The 18,301-nt window shown below is 71.9% G+C and carries 14 protein-coding genes, 2 tRNA genes and 2 pseudogenes; 6 read left to right on the top strand and 12 right to left on the bottom strand.

The genetic code is table 11. The features are described 5' to 3' along the window. Positions 1 to 170: 170 nt before the first annotated feature. Entirely contained in the window at positions 171 to 710 is a 540-nt protein-coding gene (locus FVS66_RS18075) for a MarR family winged helix-turn-helix transcriptional regulator (RefSeq protein ID WP_149182207.1), read from the top strand. A gap of 8 nt (positions 711 to 718) precedes the next feature. Next, on the top strand, positions 719 to 2,302 hold the full coding sequence (locus FVS66_RS18070; RefSeq protein ID WP_149182206.1) for an MDR family MFS transporter: 1,584 nt from the start codon (positions 719 to 721) through the stop codon (positions 2,300 to 2,302). Between the two features lie 196 nt (positions 2,303 to 2,498). Here FVS66_RS18070 and FVS66_RS18065 read toward each other — a convergent pair whose 3' ends face one another. The 9 genes from FVS66_RS18065 to FVS66_RS18025 form a co-directional block, all read right to left on the bottom strand. After that, on the bottom strand, positions 2,499 to 3,275 hold the full coding sequence (locus FVS66_RS18065; protein WP_149182205.1) for a TetR/AcrR family transcriptional regulator: 777 nt from the start codon (positions 3,273 to 3,275) through the stop codon (positions 2,499 to 2,501). 29 nt (positions 3,276 to 3,304) lie between these two features. Beyond that, positions 3,305 to 4,840: an MFS transporter gene (locus tag FVS66_RS18060; protein WP_149182204.1), complete on the bottom strand. Its 1,536-nt coding sequence runs from the start codon at positions 4,838 to 4,840 to the stop codon at positions 3,305 to 3,307. Between the two features lie 81 nt (positions 4,841 to 4,921). Next, on the bottom strand, positions 4,922 to 7,234 hold the full coding sequence (locus FVS66_RS18055; RefSeq protein WP_149182203.1) for a glycosyltransferase family 39 protein: 2,313 nt from the start codon (positions 7,232 to 7,234) through the stop codon (positions 4,922 to 4,924). Then, positions 7,231 to 8,502: a bifunctional glycosyltransferase family 2/GtrA family protein gene (locus FVS66_RS18050; RefSeq protein ID WP_187645575.1), complete on the bottom strand. Its 1,272-nt coding sequence runs from the start codon at positions 8,500 to 8,502 to the stop codon at positions 7,231 to 7,233. Before FVS66_RS18050 ends, FVS66_RS18055 begins: the two co-directional genes overlap by 4 nt. A 38-nt stretch (positions 8,503 to 8,540) precedes the next feature. Then, the gene (locus tag FVS66_RS18045) at positions 8,541 to 10,019 is read right to left on the bottom strand and encodes a HAMP domain-containing sensor histidine kinase (protein ID WP_316248197.1); all 1,479 of its coding nucleotides are present in this window, start codon (positions 10,017 to 10,019) and stop codon (positions 8,541 to 8,543) included. Then, positions 10,016 to 10,753, bottom strand: a complete 738-nt coding sequence (locus tag FVS66_RS18040) for a response regulator transcription factor (protein WP_149182202.1) — start codon at positions 10,751 to 10,753, stop codon at positions 10,016 to 10,018. The genes FVS66_RS18045 and FVS66_RS18040 overlap by 4 nt, the downstream gene beginning before the upstream one ends. Positions 10,754 to 10,787: 34 nt before the next feature. Further along, on the bottom strand, positions 10,788 to 11,699 hold the full coding sequence (locus tag FVS66_RS18035; RefSeq protein WP_149182201.1) for an amidohydrolase family protein: 912 nt from the start codon (positions 11,697 to 11,699) through the stop codon (positions 10,788 to 10,790). Further along, a complete protein-coding gene (locus FVS66_RS18030) occupies positions 11,699 to 12,541 on the bottom strand; it encodes a DUF2797 domain-containing protein (RefSeq protein WP_149182200.1) in 843 nt (280 codons plus the stop codon). The genes FVS66_RS18035 and FVS66_RS18030 overlap by 1 nt, the downstream gene beginning before the upstream one ends. Next, on the bottom strand, positions 12,538 to 12,921 hold the full coding sequence (locus tag FVS66_RS18025; protein ID WP_149182199.1) for a hypothetical protein: 384 nt from the start codon (positions 12,919 to 12,921) through the stop codon (positions 12,538 to 12,540). Before FVS66_RS18025 ends, FVS66_RS18030 begins: the two co-directional genes overlap by 4 nt. A 119-nt stretch (positions 12,922 to 13,040) precedes the next feature. Here FVS66_RS18025 and FVS66_RS36070 point away from each other — a divergent pair. Beyond that, positions 13,041 to 13,216: pseudogene (locus tag FVS66_RS36070) on the top strand (NUDIX hydrolase); the annotation flags it as partial. Here the strand turns inward: FVS66_RS36070 and FVS66_RS18015 are convergent. Further along, positions 13,217 to 13,939 (bottom strand): annotated as a pseudogene (locus FVS66_RS18015) (hypothetical protein); the annotation flags it as partial. Between the two features lie 333 nt (positions 13,940 to 14,272). On the opposite strand from FVS66_RS18015, the gene FVS66_RS36065 reads away from it, so the two are divergent. Beyond that, entirely contained in the window at positions 14,273 to 14,896 is a 624-nt protein-coding gene (locus FVS66_RS36065; protein ID WP_262387057.1) for a site-specific integrase, read from the top strand. A gap of 97 nt (positions 14,897 to 14,993) precedes the next feature. Here FVS66_RS36065 and FVS66_RS18005 read toward each other — a convergent pair. Together FVS66_RS18005 and FVS66_RS18000 are read right to left on the bottom strand one after the other, a co-directional pair. Continuing rightward, positions 14,994 to 15,066, bottom strand: a tRNA-Arg gene (locus FVS66_RS18005). Positions 15,067 to 15,268: 202 nt separating this feature from the next. Beyond that, positions 15,269 to 15,359: transfer RNA gene (locus FVS66_RS18000), tRNA-Ser, on the bottom strand. A 206-nt stretch (positions 15,360 to 15,565) separates the two neighbouring features. Here FVS66_RS18000 and FVS66_RS17995 point away from each other — a divergent pair. Both FVS66_RS17995 and FVS66_RS17990 read left to right on the top strand, forming a co-directional pair. Continuing rightward, entirely contained in the window at positions 15,566 to 16,012 is a 447-nt protein-coding gene (locus FVS66_RS17995) for an SSI family serine proteinase inhibitor (protein WP_149182198.1), read from the top strand. Positions 16,013 to 16,171: 159 nt separating this feature from the next. Then, positions 16,172 to 18,301 (top strand): PAS domain-containing protein (locus tag FVS66_RS17990; RefSeq protein ID WP_149182197.1); only part of this gene is annotated, 2,130 nt, incomplete at its 3' end.

The following is an 18,301-nucleotide window of genomic DNA, read 5'->3' as shown; positions in this document are numbered from 1 at the left end:
GGCAGGACCCTAGCGAATCCGGGCCTCCGGCCCCACCTCGGGAGCCCCGGGGAACGATCTTGACCTTTCTTTGCCAGGTCTTTGGCCGCATACGCACCCATTTCATTTGCCTGCGGCAACCAATCAATCATATGGTTGCTCTAAGCAACAAGGAGCGGAGGCGCCCCGCGGTGGCAGCGCGCAGTCAGTACGAGGAGCTGGCCCGCCGGCTCAGCGCCGTCGGAGCCGTGAAGCGCGGCATCGCACGGCTGCTTCCCAGCGAGTGCCCGGGCGGTGCGGCCGCCGTGCTCGCCCTCCTGGACCGGTACGGGGACATGCGGATGAGCCGGCTCGCCGAGCTCCTCGCCATCGACATGTCGGTGACCAGCCGCCATGTCGCCCATGTCGTGGGGCGCGGCTGGGTCGAGCGGTCACCCGACCCGGGCGACCGGCGCTCCCGCATCCTGCGGCTCACGCCCGCCGGCCGAGCCGTCCTGGAGGACCTCGGGCGGCGCGCAGCGGACCTGTTCGCGGAGCGCCTCGGAGACTGGACCGACGACGAGGTGGGGCTGCTCATCACGCTGCTGGCACGCCTCCGCGACTCCTTCGGGGACTGCCGGGCGCACCCGGCGAGGACAGCACCGCCGCTGACACCGACACCGACGCCGACTGCGGCCCAGACGACTCGGACGATCCCGACGACCCCGACGACTTCGACGACCCACGCGTAAGGAAGTTCATGGCTACGACCACACAGCCCGATGTGCGGGACGGCCACGCCGACGAGGCCACCGACGGGCCGATGACGCACCGGCAGATCATGGAGGCACTGTCCGGGCTGCTGCTCGGCATGTTCGTCGCCATCCTGTCGTCGACGATCGTCTCCAACGCCCTCCCCCGGATCATCTCCGACCTGGGCGGCGGCCAGAGCGCCTACACCTGGGTGGTGACGGCGTCCCTGCTGGCGATGACCGCGACCACGCCCCTCTGGGGCAAGCTCGCGGACCTGTTCTCGAAGAAGCTGCTGGTGCAGCTGGCCCTCGTCATCTACGTCGTCGGCTCGGTCGTCGCCGGCATGGCGCAGAGCTCCGGCATCCTGATCGCCTGCCGGGTCGTCCAGGGCGTGGGCGTCGGCGGCCTCTCGGCCCTCGCCCAGATCGTGATGGCCGCGATGATCGCCCCGCGTGAGCGCGGCCGGTACTCCGGCTACCTCGGCGCGACGTTCGCCGTCGCGACGGTCGGCGGGCCGCTACTGGGCGGCGTGATCACGGACACCGAGTGGCTGGGCTGGCGCTGGTGCTTCTACGTCGGGGTGCCCTTCGCCCTCCTCGCCCTCGTCGTGCTCCAGAAGACCCTGCGGCTGCCGGTGGTCCGCCGTCAGGTCAAGGTCGACTGGACGGGCGCGGCCCTGATCAGCGCCGCCGTGTCGCTGCTGCTGATCTGGGTCACCTTCGCGGGCGACAAGTACGACTGGCTCTCCTGGCAGACGTACGTGATGGTCGCCGGGTCACTGCTGCTCGGCGCCGCGTTCGTGTGGGTCGAGTCGCGGGCGAGCGACCCTGTCATCCCGCTCCGCCTGTTCCGCAACCGCACGATCACGCTGGCCTCGCTGGCGTCCCTCTTCGTCGGTGTCGCGATGTTCGCGGGCACGGTGTTCTTCAGCCAGTACTTCCAGCTGGCGCGGGACAAGTCGCCGACGATGTCGGGCGTGATGACGATCCCGATGATCGTGGGGCTGTTCGTCTCCTCGACGGTCTCCGGTCTGGTCATCACCAGGACGGGCCGCTGGAAGGCGTGGCTGGTGTCCGGCGGCGTCCTGCTGTCCGCGGGGCTCGGGCTGCTGGGCACGATCCGGTACGACACGGAGTACTGGCACGTGGCGCTCTTCATGGCGGTGCTCGGTCTGGGCCTCGGCATGATGATGCAGAACCTGGTCCTGTGCACCCAGAACCAGGTCGCCCCCGAGGACCTGGGCGCCGCGTCGTCGGTGGTCACCTTCTTCCGCTCTCTCGGCGGCGCCGTGGGCGTCTCCGTACTGGGCGCGGTCATGGCCGACAAGGTCACGGACTACGTGAAGGAGGGCCTCGCCGCGCTCGGTCCGCAGGGCGCCGCCCTCGGCCACGGCGGCACGGGCGGGGGTGGCATCCCGGACCTGGACGCGCTGCCGGCGCCGGTCCGGCTGGTCATGGAGAACGCGTACGGGCACGCCGTCGGCGACATCTTCCTCTACTCGGCGCCCTTCGCCCTGATCGCCTTCGTGGTGACCCTCCTCATCCGCGAGGTCGCCCTGAAGAGCAACCACCCGGCCCCGACGGCCGACTGATACCCCGGGCGCGCCGCCCTGGAGCGGAGAGCGGCGCGCCCGGCACGAGAGGGCCCCGGCAGCGGGGCACGGTGACCTGGGGACGGCACCGCGCCCGGCTCCGGGGCCCTCGCTCACGGGCACGGGTCGATCCCACGGGGCGCATCCCGCGCGCCGGGCTCCGTTCGCGGGGGCCTCCCCGCGCGGGGGTCACGTCTCAAGCGCGCGGCGTCAGGGCCTCGATGCCCGCGACGAGGATGTCCAGGGCGAAGTCGAAGTCACGGTCGCGCATGTCCTCGACCGTCTCGCCGCCGCGGGCCGCCACCATCTCCTCGCCGGACTCCAGGACCGGGGCCAGTTCCGGCTGTTCGCTGACGGCGCCCATCGCATGGCGGAAGTACTCGTCCTGGCTCACGCCCGCCTCCGCGCAGCGCTGGAGGAAGTGGCCCTCGATCGTGCCGAAGCCGTACACGAACTGGAAGACCGCGGCCAGGGCACCGGTCTGGCGGTGTGGTGGCAGGCCGGTGCTGCGGACGATCTGCTGGACGCACAGGGCGAACGCCGCCCAGTGCGGGCCGATGTTGAGGAAGCGGCCCACCAGCGGCGACAGCCAGGGGTGGCGTACCAGCAGGCCGCGGTAGCCCTCGGCGAGGTCCCGGAGCTGCTCGCGCCAGTCTGTGCCCGAGTCGGGGTCGGGCAGCAGGACCTCGCCGACCACCGCGTCGCTCGCCAGCTCCAGCAGGTCGTCCTTGGAGTCGACGTACCAGTAGACCGACATCGCCGTGACGTTCAGTTCGGCCGCCAGGCGCCGCATGGAGAACTTCGCCAGGCCCTCGGCGTCCAGGAGCCGGACCGTCGCCGCCGTGATGCGGTCCCGGTCGAGGCCGGACGGCTGGTCGGCGCCCGCCTTGCGGGTGCGGGACGCCGCTTTGCCGTCCAGCCAGACGCTCATGCGCGCCGGACGCTTCGTGTCGCGGTCGGCTGCCGCCACCATGGCCTCCTCGTCGGTGCTTGATCCCGATGCTATGCCCGGGAGGCCGTGCCACCGCCACACCCGGGGGCCATACCGCGCTCCGCACGCCGCAGCAGCAGCGCCGCCAGCAGGCCGCCCGCCAGGACGGCGACGGCGCCGACCAGCTGGCTGGTCTCCAGCCCGGCCGCGAACGCGTCCGCGATCCGGGCCCGGTCCGCCGGTCCCTCCGCTCCCGCCAGCGCCGCCGGGAGCGACGCCGCCGTCACCGACGCGAGGGCCGTGAAGCGGGCGTTCAGTACGGCACCCAGCACCGCGACGCCCAGGCCGTTGCCGAACTCCGCCAGCGTGCCGTTGATTCCGGCGCCCACGCCCGCCTTCTCCGGCGGGATCGCGCTCATGATGGCGTTGGCCATCGCGGGCATCGACAGGGCGACGCCCGCGCCCATGACGACCAGGCCGAGCAGCATCCCGCCGTAGCCGTGCCTGCCGCCGAGGAGCGCGATCGAGGCGAGGCCGGCGGAGACCAGGGCCATGCCGAGGGCGATCGTGCGGGGTGTGCCCAGCTTCGGGAGGAGACGGGGGCCGACGCCGCTGAGATTGAGCACGACGACGGTGAGGGCGAGCGGGGCCGTACGCAGGCCGGCGGCCAGCGGGGCGTACCCGAGGACGAACTGCAGGTGCTGGGTGAGCAGGAACAGCGACCCGGTCATGCCGAACGCGACCAGGATCGCGCCCGCGACGGCGCCGACGAACCGCTGGTTGCGGAAGAAGTGCATGTCCAGCATGGGGTTCGGGGTGTGCAGTTCCCAGAGCGCGAAGCCGGCGAGGACGGTGCCGCCGATCGACGCCGAGGCCAGTACCTGGACGGACGTCCAGCCATGGTCCGGGCCGCTGATGATCGCGTACACGATGGCCGTCATGCCGACCGTCGACAGCAGCGCGCCGAGCAGGTCGGGGCGGTCGCCCTGCTTGTGCCGGGACTCCGGTACGAGGGCGGTCACCGCGACCAGGCCGAGTGCGGCGACCGGCAGGTTGATCAGGAAGATCGCGCCCCACCAGAAGTGGTCGAGCACGAACCCGCCGATCAGCGGCCCCGTCGCGAATCCCAGCGAGCTGACGGTGGACCAGATCGCTATGGCCTTGACCCGCTCGGTGTCGTCGAAGATCTGGACGACGACCGCGAGGGTCGTGGTCATCAGCAGCGCGCCGCCCACGCCCATGCCCGCGCGGGCCGCGATCAGCTGCGCGGAGCTCTGAGCGAGACCGGCCGCGAGCGAGCCGAGGCCGAAGAGCGCCAGGCCGGAGAGGAGCATCCGCTTGCGGCCATAGCGGTCGGCGGCGTTCCCGGCGGTGAGCAGGAGGCCCGACTGGACGAGCGCGTACGCGTTGATCATCCACTGGATGTCGGCGGTGGACGCGTCAAGCTCCCTGGTGAGGGAGGGGATGGCCACGTTCAGGACGGTGTTGTCGAGCAGCACGGTGAGCTGGGCGAGGCAGATGACACCGAGGATCAGCCAGCGCTGCGGGTGACCGCCGGTGGGGGCGGCGGCCATGGGGTCCGGGTTCTCGGCGGTCGTCGCCGTCACGGCACACTCCTTGTACGGTGTAAGGGATTGATTCCCTTACACCGTACAAGGCTTTCTTCTACGTCGTATAGCGATTTTCGGTCAGTCCGTCTTCGGCGCCGTCAGGTCGTAGAGCGTGGTGCCGTCGACGGTGATCTGCTGGAAGGACGACTCGACCCACGAGGCGATCTCGGCGCTGCCGCCCCTTCCGCCGCCGGGGCCGCCACGGCCGCCACGGCCGCCCGCGATGAAGTAGTGGATCTTTCCCTCCTCGACGTACTGCCTGAACCGCTCGAGCGTCGGAGACGGGTCCGTGCCGTTGAACCCGCCGATCGGCATGACCGGCCTCTCGGTCGCGAGCTGGTAACTCGCCGCGTTCTGGGAGCCGATGGCCGCGGCGACCCAGGTGTACGCGTCGGCGTTCTCGCCCAGCTTCGCCTTGACCTCGGCACTGACCGTGGCGCCGTTGAGGAGGCCGCCCATGCCGCCGCGCTCGCCGCCCGGGCCCGCCTGTCCGTCGCCGTCCGTGCCAGGCGGGAACTGCGCCCGGCCCTCGTCGCCCTGAGCGCCCCGGCCGTCCCGGGGCCCTTGGCCGTCCCGGCCCGTGGCCGGGGGCGTCATCCCGCCTCGGCCGTCGCGCGTCTGGCCCCGGCCCTGGCCGCCCTGGCCGTCCTGCCCCGGCCCCAGGCCGCCCTGGCCCTGCTGCCCGGGCGGCTGCATGCCACCGGCGCGGAAGAACCGGCCGTCATCGCCGCCCGGCATACCGCCGCCGGGGCGGCCGCCCCGCGTCGAGGGGCCCGCCGTGACGATTGAGCCGCTGTGGCCGGTACCGACCGTCGACAGGGAGTACGCCGTCGGCGCGGCCAGGGCCGACGCGAGCCCGAGCACCGCCACACCCAGCGCCACCCGGCGCCCCAGCCGTACGCGCCGCCCGGGCGGCCCGATCAGCCCGGGCAGCCCGATCAGCAGCAGCCCGATCAGCAGCAGCCCGACAGCCGCCACCAGACCGCCCACGAGCACCGCCCACCGCAACCACGGCAGGTAGTCGGGCGTGCGGCCCAGCAGGACATACGCCCACAGCGCCGTACCGGCCGCCGTCACCGCCAGCGCCGCCGAGGCCGCGAACCGCCCGCGCTCCTCCCACAGCACGGTCACGCCCATGCCGACGAGCGCCGCGATGTACGGGGCGAGGGCCACCGTGTAGTACTCGTGGAAGATGCCGGCCATGAAACTGAAGACCGCCAGGGTCGTCAGCAGCGAACCGCCCCACACCAGGAACGCGGACCGCGCCGTGTCCGTACGCGGCGCCCGCCAGGTGATCACCAGCCCGGCCAGCAGCAGGATCAGCGCGGCCGGCAGCAGCCAGGAGATCTGACCGCCCACGGCGTCGCCGAACATCCGCCCGACGCCGGTCTCACCCCAGCGGCCACCGCCACCGGCACCACCCGGGCCGCCCCCGCCCACACTGCCGACCTCGTCGCCGTTGATACGGCCGAGCCCGTTGTAGCCGAAGGTCAGCTCCAGGAAGCTGTTGCGCTGCGAACCGCCGATGTACGGGCGCGACGAAGCGGGCCACAGCTCCACGATCGCGACCCACCAGCCGGCGGACGCCACCACCGCGATCCCGGCGGCGGCCAGTTGCCCGAGCCGCCGCGCGAGGCCCGTCGGCGCGCACACGGCGTACACCACGGCCAGCGCCGGCAGGATCAGGAACGCCTGGAGGGTCTTCGTCAGGAACGCGAACCCGATCGCGACACCGGCCCACATCAGCCACTTCGTCCGGGCGTCCTCCAGCGCGCGCAGCACGAAGTACACGGCGACGGCCATGAGCAGGGCGAGCAGCGCGTCCGGGTTGTTGAACCGGAACATCAGCGCCGCGACCGGCGTCAGCGCGAGCACCGCGCCCGCGACGAGCCCGGCGGCGGCACTGAACCGCCTGCGTACGGCCGCGTACACGACGGCGACCGTGGCGACGCCCATCAGCACCTCGGGGACGAGGATCTGCCACGATCCGAGCCCGAAGAGCCGTACGGACAGGGCCATCGGCCAGAGGGCCGCCGGGGGCTTGTCGACGGTGATGGAGTTCCCGGCGTCGGAGGAGCCGAAGAAGAACGCCTTCCAGCTCTCGCTTCCGGCCTGCGCGGCGGCGGAGTAGAAGGAGTTGGCGTAGCCGGACGCGTCCAGGTTCCAGAGGTAGAGGAGTCCGGTGGCGGCGAGCAGCGCGAGAAGGGCCGGACGTACCCAGCGGGGATCCTCGGCCCGCCCGCGCCACAGCCGCGCGGCTGTGGCGGTGGCTGTAGCTGTGGCTGTGGCTGTGGCTGTGGAACCTGTTTCACGTGAAACGTCACGGGCGGTGGCGGCAGCGCCGGCCGGGTCGGCGGAGCCGCCGGGCGTGGCCGCGGACGTGGGTGTCATCGAGTCTCTCCCTGTACATACGAGTGATCGCGCCGCGCGGGGAAGACCCAGGCGCGGAAGAGCAGGAACCGCAGGGCGGTCGCGGCGAGGTTGGCGGCGATGAGCACCGCCATCTCGGCGGCCTGCGACGGGTTGCCGGTGGCGGCTTCGAGCGCGGCGAGGGAGCCGCTGGTGAGCGCGAGCCCGACGCCGAAGACCGCCAGCCCCTGGGCCTGGTGGCGTACGGCGCGGTCGCGGCCGCGTACGCCGAAGGTGAGGCGCCGGTTGGCGGCGGTGTTGGCGACGGCGGACAGCAGCAGAGCCGCCGCGTTGGCGGTCTGCGAACCGACACCGAGCCGGAACAGGGCGTACAGGGCGAGGTAGAAGAGGGTCGACAGGGCGCCGACCGCGCAGAACCCGACCAACTGCCGGGCCAGCCCGCCCGGTACTCCGCTGATGAGCCGGTCCCGCGGGTCGTCACCGAACGGCCGGGACAGCCGGTCGAGCGGCAGGGTGCCCTTGGCGAGCGCCCGCCCGACCCGCCACACCCCCTTCAGGTCGTCCGTGGCTGTCCTGACGATGTCGACGGTCGAGTCGGGGTCGTCGACCCAGTCGACCGGCACCTCGTGGATGCGCAGCCCGGCCCGCTCGGCCAGGACCAGCATCTCGGTGTCGAAGAACCAGCCGGTGTCCTCGACCATCGGCAGCAGCCGCTCGGCGACCTCACGCCGTATCGCCTTGAAGCCGCACTGGGCGTCGCTGAAGCGGGCGGCGAGGGAGCCGCGCAGGATGAGGTTGTACGTACGGGAGACCAGCTCCCGCTTCGGCCCCCGTACGACGCGGGAGCCGCCGGCCAGCCGGGACCCGATCGCCAGGTCCGAGTGCCCGGAGATGAGGGGCGCGACGAGCGGCAGCAGGGCGTTCAGGTCGGTCGACAGGTCGACGTCCATGTAGGCGAGGACGGGCGCGTCGGACCGCGACCACACCGTACGCAGGGCACGCCCCCGGCCCTTCCGGTCCAGGCGCACCGACCGCACCTCGGGGACGGTGCGCGCGAGACGCACGGCGATGTCCGGGGTGAGGTCGGTGCTGGCGTTGTCGGCGACGGTGATGCGGAAGCCGTACGGGAAGGTGCGGGCGAGGTGCTCGTGGAGCCGCAGCACGCACGGCTCGAGGTCCTTCTCCTCGTTGTAGACGGGGATCACGACGTCGAGGACGGGCCGGTCGGCGCCGCCCACGGGCAGATGCTCACGGGCGGGCAGGACCCCCACAAGACACTTGGTCGGCATGTCGGTTGGCATACGTCCGACACTCGCGGGCCGCGCTGTCAGGGCTGTGTGGCGAGGCTGTGGCCGACCTGTGAGTCGCGGCCGGGGCAGTCGCCGCCCGGCAGGTGGACCACGAACACGGTCCGCCCCGGCACGCTGGACACGTCCACACGCCCGCCGTGCGCCGCGACGACAGCCTGGACGATGGCGAGCCCGAGCCCGGTGGAACCGGACCCGGACTGCCGCGACCTGGATGTGTCGCCGCGGGCGAACCGCTGGAAGACGTACGGCAGAAGGTCACCCGGGATTCCGGGCCCGTCGTCCCGGACCTCGATGACCGCTCCCTCCCCGCTCCCGTGCCGTACCCGGGCGGTGACTGTGGTGCCGGGCGGGGTGTGGGTGCGGGCGTTGCCGAGGAGGTTGACGAGGACCTGCTGGAGGCGGCCGGCGTCGCCGTGGACGGTGACCGGCTCCGGGGGCAGGTCGAGGCGCCAGAGGTGTTCCTGCCCGGCGGCGCGGGCGTCGCTGACGGCGTCCACGACGAGCGCGGAGAGATCGGTCGGCTCGTACGAGAGGGGTCGGCCCGCGTCGAGGCGGGCGAGCAGCAGCAGGTCCTCGACGAGCCCGGTCATGCGGGTGGCCTCGGCCTCGATGCGCGTGAGGGCGTGCCGCGTACCGGGCCCGGTCTCCTCGTGGCCGCGCCGGGTGAGCTCGGCGTACCCGCGGATCGACGCGAGGGGCGTGCGCAGCTCGTGGCTGGCGTCGGCGACGAACTGGCGGACGCGCGTCTCGCTCTCCTGGCGGGCGTGCAGCGCCGAGTGGACGTGGTCGAGCATGCGGTTGAGTGCGGCCCCGACCTGGCCCACCTCGGTACGCGGGTCGGCCTCGGCGTCCGGGACGCGCTCGTGGAGGGCCACCTCGCCGCTGTGCAGCGGCAGTTCACCGACGCGCCCGGCGGTCGAGGCGACCCGGCGCAGCGGCCGCAGGGCGACCCCGACCAGGGTGCCGCCCGCGATTCCGGCGGCGACGAGGCCGGCGGCGGTGACGCACACCTCGACGAGGACGAGCGTGCCGACCGTGTCCTGTACGTCGCCGAGCGGGAAGCCCAGGACGAGGCGCCCGTCGTCGGAGGCCAGCACCCGGTAGTCGCCAAGGCCCGGCAGGGTGACCGTGTGGACGGCGCCGTCGCGGGGGGCGGCGGACAGGGCGGTGAGCTGGGCGTCGGCGAGGGAGCCCAGGGGCTCGCCGGGGCGCGGGCTGTCGAGCCGGCCCGCCGTACGGAGCGGTTCCGCGTCCCCGTCGGCGCGCCCGCCGACCGTACCGATGCCCTGCCCGGGCGCGCCTACGAACCGGAGGCCGCCCGACCGGTCCTTCCCGCCGCGATGGACGGCCTCCCGCAACTGCTGGTCCTTCTGCTCGACGAGGTAGGAGTGCAGGGCGATGGTGGTGACGGCGCCGATCACGGCCGCGACGACGGCGATCAGCCCTACGGCTGAGACGACGAGCCGGGTCCGCAGCGACCAGGGCCCCACGGTCACCCGCCGGGCTTGATCAGATATCCGGCGCCGCGCCGGGTGTGGATCATCGGGGAGCGGCCGGCGTCGATCTTCCGCCGGAGGTAGGAGATGTAGAGCTCGACGACGTTGGCCTGCCCGCCGAAGTCGTACGACCAGACGCGGTCGAGGATCTGCGCCTTGCTGAGCACGCGCCGAGGATTCCGCATGAGGAACCGCAGCAGCTCGAACTCGGTCGCCGTCAGATGAATGCTGTCGCCACCGCGGGTCACCTCATGACTGTCCTCGTCGAGAGCGAGGTCCCCGACGACGAGCAGGGACTCGCTCCGTACGAGCCCGGCGCCGGAGCGCCGGATGAGCCCGCGGAGCCGGGCGACCACCTCCTCCAGGCTGAACGGCTTGGTGACGTAGTCGTCGCCGCCCGCGGTGAGCCCGGCGATGCGGTCCTCGACGGAGTCCTTGGCCGTGAGGAACAGCACGGGCACGTCGGTCCGGTCGCCCCGCAGCCGGTGGAGCACGCTCAGCCCGTCCATGTCGGGCAGCATCACGTCGAGCACGACGGCGTCGGGCCGGAACTCGCGCGCGGCGCGGACGGCTTCGGTGCCGTTCTCGGCGCTGCGGACCTCCCACCCTTCGTACCGCAGGGCGAGGGACAGCAGCTCGGAGAGCGACGACTCGTCGTCGACGACGAGGACACGGACGGGGCTGCCGTCGGGCCGGCGCATCTCGGAGCGGGACTGGAGAGGGGAGACCGTCATGCTCCCACGCTGGCCCGGGCCTCTGAGAGCGGCCTTACGCGAACCTGTGATTTCCCTGAGAATCGCCGAAGAGAGCGGCACCATTCCCGAAGAGCACCCCGCGCAACCACTCGTCGCCCAGCTCCAGTCGCTCCAGGGCATGGAGCTGATGAAGGTACCCGTAAGGAATATTGGGAAAGTCGCTGCCCAGCAGGACCCGGTCCCCCAACGCCAGGAGCCGCTTCCGCTCCCCTTCGGGGAAGGGGGCGAGCCGCTCGGCGAAGTCGGTGAAGACCATGGTGGTGTCGAGCCGCACCTCGTCGTACCGCTCGGCGAGGTCAAGGAAGTCGGAGTACTCGGGCATGCCCATGTGCGCGATGACCAGCCGCAGCCCCGGGTACCGCGCGAGCAGCCGCGAGACGGGCCCGGGCCCGGTGAAGGCACCTGGGGCCGGCCCGGAGCCACAGTGGATGACAACGGGTACGCCCGCGTCGGCGAGGGCACCCCAGGCGCCGTCGAGCAGGGGGTCGTTGGGGTCGAAGTCCCCCACCTGAAGGTGCACCTTGAAGACCCGCGCGCCCCGGCCGATGCTCTCGCCGACGTACTGCCCGACACCGCTCTCGGGATAGAGGGTGCCGGTCTGCAGACACTCCGGCACCCGCCCGGCGAACCCGCTCGCCCACTCGTTGAGCCACCTCGCCATGCCCGCCTTGTGCGGATAGACCATCGAGGTGAACCGCAGGACCCCGAACTCCCGCAGCAGCTGAACGCGCCGCTCCTCCTCCTCGCGGTACGTGATGGGCCAGGGGACGCCGGTCAGCTCCCCGACGTCGTCGAAGTAGGCCCAGACCTTCCTGAGCACGCGGTCGGGCATGAAGTGCGTATGCACATCGAAGAGCCCGGGCAGCCCCAGCCCCCGGACGAACTCCCGAACCGCCGAACCCTCAGCCGAACCCTCAGCGGACATCAGAAGAGCCCCCTCTGCACAGCGACAACAGGCAAGGAGACCTCCTGGCCGCCACCTGCGAGTTCCCAGCCCCGGACCAGTCGGCTGTCCAGCACGACCTGCCGCCCATCACCCGACAACAGATGCAGATCAGGCCCGGCAGCGGCCAGCAGTGTCCCGCGGAGCCCGCCGCCCTCGACAAGCTCGCTGACAACCCCGTCGACCCGATCGGGCCCTTGAAGCCCGAAAACCTCGAAGTGATCTCGCACGTCGAGCGCCATCGGCTCCAGGGTGTCCCCCCACTCCGCCACGGCCATGGCGCTCTGATGAAGCCGCGCGACCTCACCCGCCCGGGCATCGGCCCCGGGCAACTCGACCCGGGCAAGCCGCTTCACGGCGTACGGAATCCGGTCGGGCACACCGAGGGCTGCCCCCAGGACCTCCTCGGTCCGCCGGGCGGCCATCAGCGCCCCGCGCCCGAGCCAGGTGAAGGCAACAGCCCCCTGCTCCAACAGCCGGGCGTCACCTCGCTCCTCGCCGGTGATCCCCACCTTGACGAGCCCATCCCCGAACCATGCCAGGTACACCCGGAAGACCCTGGGATCGTCCACTGCGGTGTCCGCGGCGACCGAGTGCATCCGGTCGAGCCGGGCACACTCACCGCACACCCCCGCCGTGCTCCGGGCACCGACAACAGCCGCCACAGGACAGGGGTTCCCCCGCGCCCCGAGACACCGCCGCTCCCCCACGACCCCGAACGCGAGCTCCTGCCCGTACCGGAGGCCGCTGCTCCGCCCGCCCTCCCACAGCCAGACGGCCTGCCTCCCGACCCACCGAACCCCCCGGCACCGCCACCCGCTCACGACGCCGCGAGAGCCGGCATGAAGCCACCACGCGCCCCACCGTCGAGCAACGCCGCCCAGTCAACGGTCTCCGCCTCTCCCGGCAGGACGTCGACCGACATCACCACGGCCCCACCGGCCCGCTCGACGGCCTCGCACCACTCCACGACATGCTCGAACTCCTCGGCCGACAAGCCACCCGGCATCACACACCCGACATCCCCGGGCCCATCCACCACGCACAACGTGGCCTTGGCGACCACGGACCACCCAGCACACCCCGGCACCCGCCCCTCGGGCGCGTACAACACAGGCAACTCCTCATGAACGGGAGCGGCCCCCATCAGCAGCACAGGCAGTGGCCCCAGCACAAAGCGCCGATTCTCAGCAGGCAGCAGCATGCGAACCACTGTTCCACACGGCCCAAAGCCGGCCCCACGCCCGGCACCGTGCCCGGGAGCACCTCTCCTGACCACCGACCGCAAAGTCCCGGGCTCCAGGGGCGATCCACGGGAAACGTCCCATCTACGCCGAGCCGCCCAACGCACCACCGACTCCCAGCACCGCCTCTTCCGGGCCGACGGAGCGACATACGAAGGACCGCTGACCGAGAAGAACGAGTCGGACCGGATCGAGTGGATCCCACTGGCCGACGTGCGAGGCATGATCGACCGCCGCGAGATCGTCAGCAGCGGCGAACGCCACCGCGGCCGGCTCCCGGCGGAACGGCTCCAGCTGCCCGCAGAACTCCCGGAGGTGGCTGGCAACTCGTTGCGAGCCGACGGCCGCTGCAGGTACGAGGGCATCCATGGCCGTATGGCGCCTCGTCGAGCTTGCCGCGCTGGAGCCGGGTGCGGGCGAGCCAGAGGGTGTGGAAGGCGCAGCCCCGGTGATTCGAATCATGTTCGCGTAGGGCGTCCGCGGTCAGGGGTTCGGCGAGGGCGGGCGGCCTCGCCGAGTCGGCCGTGTGCGATGCCGGTGTCCACGATCAGCTTCGGCTCGTCGAAGTACGCCACCCACGCCGGGTCCGTATCGCCGGAGCTGATCAGGCCGAAGTAGGTGTGGGCTTCCGTGATCGCGCCGTGGGTGACGCTGTGGTTCCCGAGGGTGGCGTGGGGCGAAGGCTTCTCGCATCGCGAGCATGGCCAGCACGCGAGGCGTTGTCCCCACGGCGCCTCGCGCCTGGTTCTGGCCTGCTGTGACGAGTGCGAGGGCGTCCCCGGGCCTGTCCTGGCCGGTGGCCTGGAGGCTCATGCAGGCGAGCACATCAGCCATGAACTGGCGGTCGTCGATGACCCTGGCCAGACCGAGTGCTTCGGTGAAGTAGGCCCGCGCTTGGCTGTACTGGCGGGCGTCGAAGTACATCCATCCAGTGAGCCGGGCCAGCTCAGCCGCGATGCTGTGCAGACCACCGCGGAGGTCGCCGACATGCTCGCGGCTCTACATCGGCCCGTACCTCGGTGCGAAGCGGCTCGACAAGCTCACCGTCCGGGACGTGCGCGAGTGGCTGACCAAGCTGGCCGCCGTCTGCCAGTGCTGCGCCCAGGGCAAGGACGCCAAGCGGGAACCCAACCGCCGGAAGTGCTGCGCGGTCGGGGAGTGCTGCGAGTCGTACCCGTCCCGGCGCGTGATCCAGGGTTCCCGCGACGCATTGCGGGCCGCGCTCACCCATGCGGTCGCAGAGGAGGAGATCAGTAAGAACGTCGCCTCCCTGGTGAAGGTCTCCAAGCCGCGCCGCCGCCGGATCAAGCCGTGGTCCGTCGCCGAAGCGGCCAGTTCCTCACCGACGCCGCCGCCCGCGATGACCACCTCTTCGCGACCTGGGTGCTCGTGCTCTGCCTCGGGCTGCGCCGTGGGGAGGTGTTGGGCCTGACCTGGAAGTCCGTCGACTTCGAAACCGGGGAGCTGTACGTCGATCACCAGATCCAGCGCGCCGGGCGGCAGATCCTCCACCGCGAGACCAAGACGGAGGACTCGGACGACTTCCCGCCCCTGCCGGCACTCTGCCTCAAGGCCCTGCGGATGCGCCGCGCCCAGCAGCTCGGCGACCGGAAAGCCGCCGGGGAACCCTGGCAGGACACGCACGGCCTGATCTTCACCACGAAGTACGGCACACCGATCGAGCCGGGCAACCTGACCCGGATGTTCGCCCCTCGGGCTGGCCGCGCCGGTCTGCGGGCCGTCCCTCTCCGGAACACCCGGCACACGTGCAGCTCGCTCCTGGTCGCCCTCAAGGTCCACCCGAAGGTGGCACAGCGCATCCTGCGGCACTCGCAGATCGCGATGACGATGGAGGTCTACGCCGAAGCGAGCGAGGAAGCTGTACGGGCCGCGATCGGCAAGCTGTCCGACGCGATGGGCGGCACCACCGGCTGACGCGGCTGCCAGCAGTCGGCACGGTTGCTGTACTTCGCTGCTGTACGGCCCGGAAACGCAAGAGGCCCCGGATTTTCTCCGGGGCCTCTCATCTGTGTGCACTCGGCAGGATTCGAACCTGCAACCTTCTGATCCGTAGTCAGATGCTCTATCCGTTAAGCTACGAGTGCCTGCCAGTGATCTTACTCGCTGGCTTTCCTTCCGGGCTTTTCGGCCCGGTCGGCGTTGCGGGAACAACATTACATGACCTGCGCCGTCACGCGAAATCCATTAGGCACACCTGGACCGACCTGGGCAAATCACCCACGCGGGTCCTGATGGAGGCCCACGAACGGGTGAAGCCCCGGCCGTCGGGCCGGGGCTTCTGTAGGGCGGAGGCGGAGGGATTTGAACCCTCGATGGGCTTTAAGACCCAAACCGCATTAGCAGTGCGGCGCCATAGACCGGACTAGGCGACGCCTCCAGCACACCCGCGCGAGCGCGAGTGGTGCGTGCAGATGATGACACAGCCCAGGGGCCCGTCACCAATCGCCGTCCACGGTACTAGGCGCGAGGGGCGCAGGGCAAAGGCTTACGGTTGCGCAACGCGGCGGGCGGTGCAGCGTTAGAGGGGTGGGGGCCCGGGCCCCGCCGGTGCCCCGCATGGTTCCCGAGTGCCCTGGAGTACGTATGCTGCGCCGTCTCGTCCTCACCTCCGCCGCCTCCGTCGCCGCCCTCGGCATCGGAGCGCCCACGGCCGTCGCCGGCGGGCCGCTGCCCCCGCTGCCATTGCTCGTCCCCTCCGACTCGCTGACGATCACCGTGGAGCGGTCCGGAAACCCCGCCGCCGACGGAACGTTCAAGTTGGAGTGCCGGGGCGAACGGGCCACCGGTACGCACCCGCGCGCCCAGCGGGCCTGTGAACGGCTGACGGAGCTGTCCGAGGGCGGGCAGGATCCGTTCACGCCGGTCCCCCAGGGCCGTATGTGCACCCAGCAGTACGGCGGGTCGGCCACCGCGCGCATCGAGGGCACCTGGCACGGGCGCCCCGTCGACGCCCACTTCGCACGGACGAACGGGTGCGAGATCGCCCGGTGGGAGAACCTGCAGCCTGTGCTCCCCATGGCCCGGGCGTAGCACGGCGCGCCGCGCTCACCTGCACATACGTGCCCGGGGCGTACGCCAAGCGCACACAACCCTGCTCAGAGCTCCCCCTTATCCGCCGTCGCGCGCGCACCCCCAGCCCGTAGACTCCCTCCCGTAAGCGGCAGTAGGTCAGTGGGAGGAAGCGTCGTCGTGAGCAGCAGGCCATCCCGAGGCGCTGCTCGCCTCGCAGCCATACTCGACGCCCTGCCCGACGGGCTCGTCCTCGTCAACACCAACGGCACGGTCGTCAACGCCAACACCATCGCGCTCGAGATGTTCGAGACACCCGGTACGGCACTTGTGGGGCGCGGCCTGCTCGATCTGCTGCCCGTTTTCGACTCCCGGCTCATTCCCGGCTCGATGCGGCGGCCGGAGGCCGCCGATCCGCTCGGGCGGACCAAGCCCACCCGGATGGTCGCGAGGCGGACCGACGGCAGCGAGTTCCCGGTAGAGGTCACCAGCGCCAATCTCGAGGACGGGCGCGAGGCGTACGACTCCTACGGCGCCGGCGGCTACAGCGGCGACGAGCTGCTGATGATCGTCGTACGTGACCTCTCCGGGACCGTCGACACCGAGGCCGAACTCGCCCGCTCCCAGCGTCAGACCGAGATGATCCTGCGGGCCGCCTCCGAGGGCGTCGTGGGCACGGACACGGACGGGCGCATCGTTCTCGTCAATCCCGCCGCCGCCCAGATACTGGGCTGGCGGGCCAGCGACCTGGGCGGCAAGCAGCTGCACGAGCTGATGCTCCACTCGCGGGCCGACGGGGAGCCCTTCCCCTACGACGAGTCGCCGCTGGCCGACACCCTCCGCTCCGGGCGCAAGCACCGCGTGCGGGGGCAGGTCGTCTGGGCCAAGGACGGGTCCGCGGTGCCGGTCGACCTGACGACCGCGCCCGTACGGGACGGGGACCAGCTCGTCGGGGCCGTCATGACCTTCGCGGACCGGCGGCCCTACGACCAGCTCGTCGACGAGCACGCCGCCGAGAAGGCCGAGCTCGCCAAGAAGCACGACGCCGAGACCGCCGCGTACGAGGAGCGGATCGCCGAGCGCGTGAAGCGGTACGACGCGCTCGCCGCGCGCCACGCCCAGCTGACCGCCGTACTCGGCGAGTCGCTGCGCGGGCCGCTGGTGGAACTCCGCCGCGAGCTGGGCACGCTCGCCGCCGACCCGGCCGGCCAGCTCTGGCCGGAGGCGAATCAGGTCCTCCACCATCTGGCCGCCGGGTACGCCCGCATGACGACCCTCGTCGACAACGTCCTCGGCTTCCAGCGGCTGGACGTCGGCGAAGAGGAGCTGCGGAAAGAGGTCGTGCCGCTCGATGCCATCGTGGCGAGCGGCATCGAAGGAGCCGTCGAGCTGATCGGGCCGGGGCGGGTGCAGTTCGCGGTGCACGCGCCGCCCATCGAGGCCGAGGTGGACGGCGTACGGCTGGCGACGGCCCTCGCGCATCTCGTCGCGGACGTCGCGGGGGTCGACTCCACCGGCAAGGCGCGTGTCGTGGCCGAGGGCGGGTACGTCGACTCGACCATCGTGGTGGCCGCGGCACAGCGCGGGGACGTCGTACGCATCGAGGTGCGCGGGCCGTACTCGGGCGGCGACCCGGTCCACGAGCCGATCGTGCGCGGCATCGTCCGGGCGCACGACGGTGTCCTCCAGACCCACGAAGTGCCCGGTATGAGCGGCAGCGCATATGTGCTCGAGGTGCCCCTCGGCGAGGGGGGCGGCGCTGTCTCCGGCGCCGAGCGGGCGAAGGAGGGGGACGGTTCGGCCGGTTCGGTCGGTGCGGCCGGTGCGGAGGAGGCGTCCGTCGCTCTGCCCGCGCAGACCTCCGGTGACACCGGTGGCGGCGGGCGGCGGCGTGCCCGGCGTGCCACCTCGACCGATGCCTTCCTCGACAGTCCGGTACGGGCGGAGGACCCTGTGGCGGCCGAGCCGACCGGGCGCCGCCGGGCCGCCGCGTCGGGGGGTACGGCCGTCGGCGGTGACGGTGCGGACGAGCAGCAGCGCATTCCCGCGCAGGACACCGGCGGCCCCGAGCCGACCGGGCGGCGCCGTGGCCGGCCCAGCCCCACCGAGGTCGCCCCGGCGGCCGCCGAGGGTTCCGTCGTCATGGCGGGCGAGTCGGGCCAGGGGCGTCCGGCCGCGCTCGGGGCCGCCGTTCCGCCCCAGGGCGTGACCCCTGCGGGCGAGGCGGTACCGGCCGGTGGGCGCCGGGCCCGCAGGAGCACCGGCCCGGAGGGCGCCGTTCCGGCGCTGCCCGCGGCACCCGCGCCGACT

Origin of the sequence: Streptomyces sp. TRM49041, from assembly GCF_008271805.1 — a bacterium.
In the GTDB taxonomy this organism is placed as follows: domain Bacteria; phylum Actinomycetota; class Actinomycetes; order Streptomycetales; family Streptomycetaceae; genus Streptomyces.
The sequence above is the reverse complement of the archived record's forward strand: the minus strand, read 5'-3'. Positions and strand labels throughout refer to the sequence as shown.